The sequence below is a fragment of the Mesorhizobium sp. genome, assembly GCF_004962925.1.
Classification (GTDB): Bacteria; Pseudomonadota; Alphaproteobacteria; order Rhizobiales; family Rhizobiaceae; genus Mesorhizobium.
In genome coordinates, this window is sequence record NZ_SUEO01000066.1 from 17,756 (window position 1) to 21,514 (window position 3,759).

Here is a 3,759-nt window from a genome sequence, read left to right on the forward strand (position 1 = left end):
TCCCGTCGGCGCAACCTTGACCATACCGGCCGCAAACTAGGTTCTTCCGTCATTGCAGGAAAACCCGTCCGGGTAGCCGGGCGGGTTTTCTGCTTTCCGCCCGAGGTAATATCCAAGGTAAGATAAGGTGCGGCCAGACGCTGCATTGAAAACCGGCGCGGCATCGCTAGTTTCGCGCGGTGCCTGGAGATCCCTTATGACGCTTTCCAACCCTGTCGATCCCGAGGCTGCGAAGGCCCTCGGCCCGCTGCCGGCAAGACAGCCGCCGGTCGGAGCGGGCAGGATCGGCGTCATGCTGGTCAATCTCGGCACGCCCGACGGCACCGAATTCAAGCCGATGTGGCGCTATCTCAGGGAATTCCTGTCCGATCCGCGCGTCATCGAACTCAACAAGGCGATCTGGTACCCGATCCTCTATGGGCTGGTTCTCACCACGCGGCCGAAGAAGTCGGGCGCCAACTATGCCAGGATCTGGAACCGGCAGCGCAACGAGTCGCCGCTGCGCACCTACACCCGCGCCCAGAGCGAAAAGCTGACCGAGGCGCTGCGCGACCTCCCCGATGTTATCGTCGACTGGGCGATGCGTTACGGCAATCCTTCGACCGAGAGCGTCGCCAACGGGCTGGTCGCGCAAGGCTGCGACCGCATTCTCTCTTTTCCGCTCTATCCGCAATATTCCGCGACCACGACCGCGACCGCCAACGACCAGCTGTTTCGCGCGCTGATGAAGATGCGCCGCGCACCCGCGATCCGCAGCGTGCCGCCTTACTATGCCGAACCGGTTTACATCGAGGCGCTTGCCCGTTCGATCGAGCGCCATCTGGCGACCCTCGATTTCGAGCCTGAGGTGGTCATCACCTCCTATCACGGCATTCCGAAACCCTATTCCGACAAGGGCGACCCCTATCAGGCCCATTGCCTGGAGACGACCCGGCTGCTGCGCGAAAAGCTCGGCTGGGATGAGAAGAAGCTGATCACCACCTTCCAGTCGCGCTTCGGTGCGCAGGAATGGCTGCAGCCCTACACCGACAAGACGGTCGAGAAATTAGCCCGAGAAGGCGTGAGATCGATCGCCATCGTCAATCCGGGCTTTTCCGTCGATTGTATCGAGACGCTGGACGAGATCGGCAGGGAGGCGGCCGAGACTTTCCATCACGCCGGCGGCGAAAAGTTCGTGCACATCTCTTGCCTCAACGACAGTGCCGAGGGCATGGCGGTGATCGAGTCGATGGTGCGGCGCGAACTGTCGGGCTGGATCTGAAGCGGGCATCATCGAGCGCCGCCAGCCCGGCTGTCTGTACAACGGCAATCCGCGATCACCTGATTGTAACATTTCTGAAACACACTTAAGTGTTTGGTGAAGTCGGTTGTATGGAAGCGACTATCGCATCGGCACGAAAATCGAAGTCGATTTTTGGGAAGCACGATGCGGAGGTATAAAAGTTAGAGCGTACTTTGCGCGTCCAATGGACGCACGCCGCTCTGATGTGCTCGGCATCTGAGGGAGAGCCAAATGGATTTCAGTGGTTTCGATATCGCGCTTCTTGTTCTTGTCGCTCTTGTCGTGCTCGTGCTTTTCAAAGGCATTCGGACCATCCCGCAAGGCTATAATTATACCGTCGAACGCTTTGGCCGCTACACCAAGACATTGAGCCCCGGCCTCAACCTCATCGTGCCGTTCGTCGACCGCATCGGCGCCAAGTTGAACATGATGGAGCAGGTGCTCGACGTTCCTACTCAGGAGATCATCACCCGCGACAACGCCACTGTCGCCGTCGACGGCGTCGCCTTCTACCAGGTGCTCAACGCCGCGCAGGCTGCCTATCAGGTCGCCGGGCTGCAGAACGCCATCCTCAATTTGACGATGACCAACATCCGTACCGTGATGGGCTCGATGGACCTCGACGAGCTTTTGTCGAACCGCGACGCCATCAACGAACGCCTGCTGCGCGTCGTCGACGAGGCGGCGCATCCCTGGGGCATCAAGATCACCCGCGTCGAGATCAAGGATATCAATCCGCCGGCCAATCTCGTCGAATCGATGGGTCGCCAGATGATGGCCGAACGCAACAAGCGCGCGCAGATCCTGGACGCCGAAGGTCTCAAGCAGTCGCAGATCCTGGAAGCGGAGGGCCGCAAGGAAGCCGCCTTCCGCGACGCCGAGGCGCGCGAACGCTCGGCCGAGGCCGAGGCCCGCGCCACGCAGGTGGTGTCGGAAGCAATCTCTAAGGGCGACGTTCAGGCGCTCAACTATTTCGTCGCGCTGAAATACACCGAAGCGCTGACCAAGATCGGCTCTGCCACAAACAGCAAGGTCGTGCTGATGCCGATTGAAGCGTCATCGCTGATCGGCACGCTTGGCGGCATCGGCGCAATCGCCAAAGAAGTCTTCGGGAGCGAAGGCACTGCCGGTGGGGCGCGGCAAGCTTCACGCCCGCCCGTGGTTCGCCCCAGCCAGACCTGAGGCCGATCCCATGTTCAACCGCATCATTTCCGAACTCGGCCCCTGGAATTGGATGGTTCTCGGCTTCGTCCTCCTCGTAATGGAGGTCATCGCGCCGGGCATCTTCATGCTATGGATCGGCATCGCCGCGTTGCTGATCGGTGCAGTCTCCCTGCTCATCTGGGACGCGGGTTTCTGGACCTGGCAGGTCCAGGTCCTCGCCTTCCTCGCGACGTCGCTGGTTTCAACCTATGTCGGCAAGAGACTGGTGGGTGGGCGCCATGACCCGACCGACCAGCCACTGCTCAACCGCCGCGGCGCACAAATGATCGGCAGGATGGCGACGCTTGCCGAGCCGATCAAGGACGGGCGCGGCCGCATAAAGCTCGGCGACACACTATGGCGCGTCTCCGGCCCCGATCTGCCGGCCGGCACGCAGGTGCGCGTGACGGGCGCGGCCGATACCGATCTAGAACTGACGGTCGAGGCTGTCTGAGCCTACGACGTTTCAGGGTGTTTTGAGATTCAGGTCAGGCCGCGCCGATGCGCAGCAGGTCGTGCAGATGGACAAGTCCGACCGGCCGTTTGCCCTCGACCACCATCAGGCTGGTGATGGCCGAATTGTTGATCGTCTGCAGCGCCGTCGCCACCAGCGTATCCGGCCCGGCCGTCTTCGGCTCCTTGGTCATGACCTGATCGACGCTCATCGCCAAAAGATTGCTGCCGATGTGGCGCCTGATGTCGCCGTCGGTGATGATACCGATCAGCGCACCGTCCTCGGCGGTTATCGCCACGCAGCCAAACCCCTTGCGCGACAATTCGAGGATCGCTTCGCGCATTCCGGTGCCGGAAGGCACCAGCGGCAGCCTGTCGCCGACATGCATGATATCGCGGATCTGCGTCAGATTGGCGCCAAGCTGCCCGCCGGGGTGGAAGGTACGGAAATGATCCGGCGTGAAGCCGCGCGCTTCGAGCAGCGCGATGGCCAACGCATCGCCGATCACCAGTTGCAGCAGCGTCGACGTCGTCGGCGCCAGGCCGTGTGGACAGGCTTCCGACGCGCGCGGCAGCAGAAGCACCACATCGGCCTCGCGCGCCAGCGCCGATCGCTCTCCGGCGGTGACCGCGATCAGCGGAATCGAGAAGCGCCTGGAATAGGCGATGATGCCTTTGAGCTCCAGGCTCTCGCCCGACCACGACATGGCGATGATGGCATCGTCCCTGGCGATCATGCCGAGGTCGCCGTGATTGGCTTCGGCAGGATGGACGAAGAAAGCCGGCGTGCCGGTCGAGGCGAGCGTCGCTGCGATCTTCGA

General features: G+C 62.0%; 4 protein-coding genes. 3 read left to right on the top strand and 1 reads right to left on the bottom strand.

The features are described 5' to 3' along the window. The first annotated feature begins 196 nt into the window (after window positions 1–196). The 3 genes from hemH to E5W87_RS15420 all read left to right on the top strand — a co-directional run bounded on the left by hemH (window position 197) and on the right by E5W87_RS15420 (window position 2,939). Window positions 197–1,261, top strand: coding sequence for a ferrochelatase (gene hemH / locus E5W87_RS15410; RefSeq protein ID WP_292398796.1), 1,065 nt, complete (start codon window positions 197–199; stop codon window positions 1,259–1,261). A 252-nt stretch (window positions 1,262–1,513) separates the two neighbouring features. After that, window positions 1,514–2,464: an SPFH domain-containing protein gene (locus E5W87_RS15415; protein WP_292227247.1), complete on the top strand. Its 951-nt coding sequence runs from the start codon at window positions 1,514–1,516 to the stop codon at window positions 2,462–2,464. A gap of 10 nt (window positions 2,465–2,474) precedes the next feature. Next, on the top strand, window positions 2,475–2,939 hold the full coding sequence (locus E5W87_RS15420; RefSeq protein WP_292398799.1) for an NfeD family protein: 465 nt from the start codon (window positions 2,475–2,477) through the stop codon (window positions 2,937–2,939). A 34-nt stretch (window positions 2,940–2,973) separates the two neighbouring features. On the opposite strand, the gene E5W87_RS15425 is transcribed toward E5W87_RS15420, so the two are convergent. Further along, window positions 2,974–3,759 (bottom strand): KpsF/GutQ family sugar-phosphate isomerase (locus E5W87_RS15425; protein ID WP_292398802.1); only part of this gene is annotated, 786 nt, incomplete at its 5' end.

Coding starts and splice junctions, on each gene's coding strand:
- hemH (WP_292398796.1), top strand. CDS start 197: ATGACGCTTTCCAACCCTGTCGATCCCGAGGCTGCGAAGGCCCTCGGC.
- E5W87_RS15420 (WP_292398799.1), top strand. CDS start 2,475: ATGTTCAACCGCATCATTTCCGAACTCGGCCCCTGGAATTGGATGGTT.
- E5W87_RS15415 (WP_292227247.1), top strand. CDS start 1,514: ATGGATTTCAGTGGTTTCGATATCGCGCTTCTTGTTCTTGTCGCTCTT.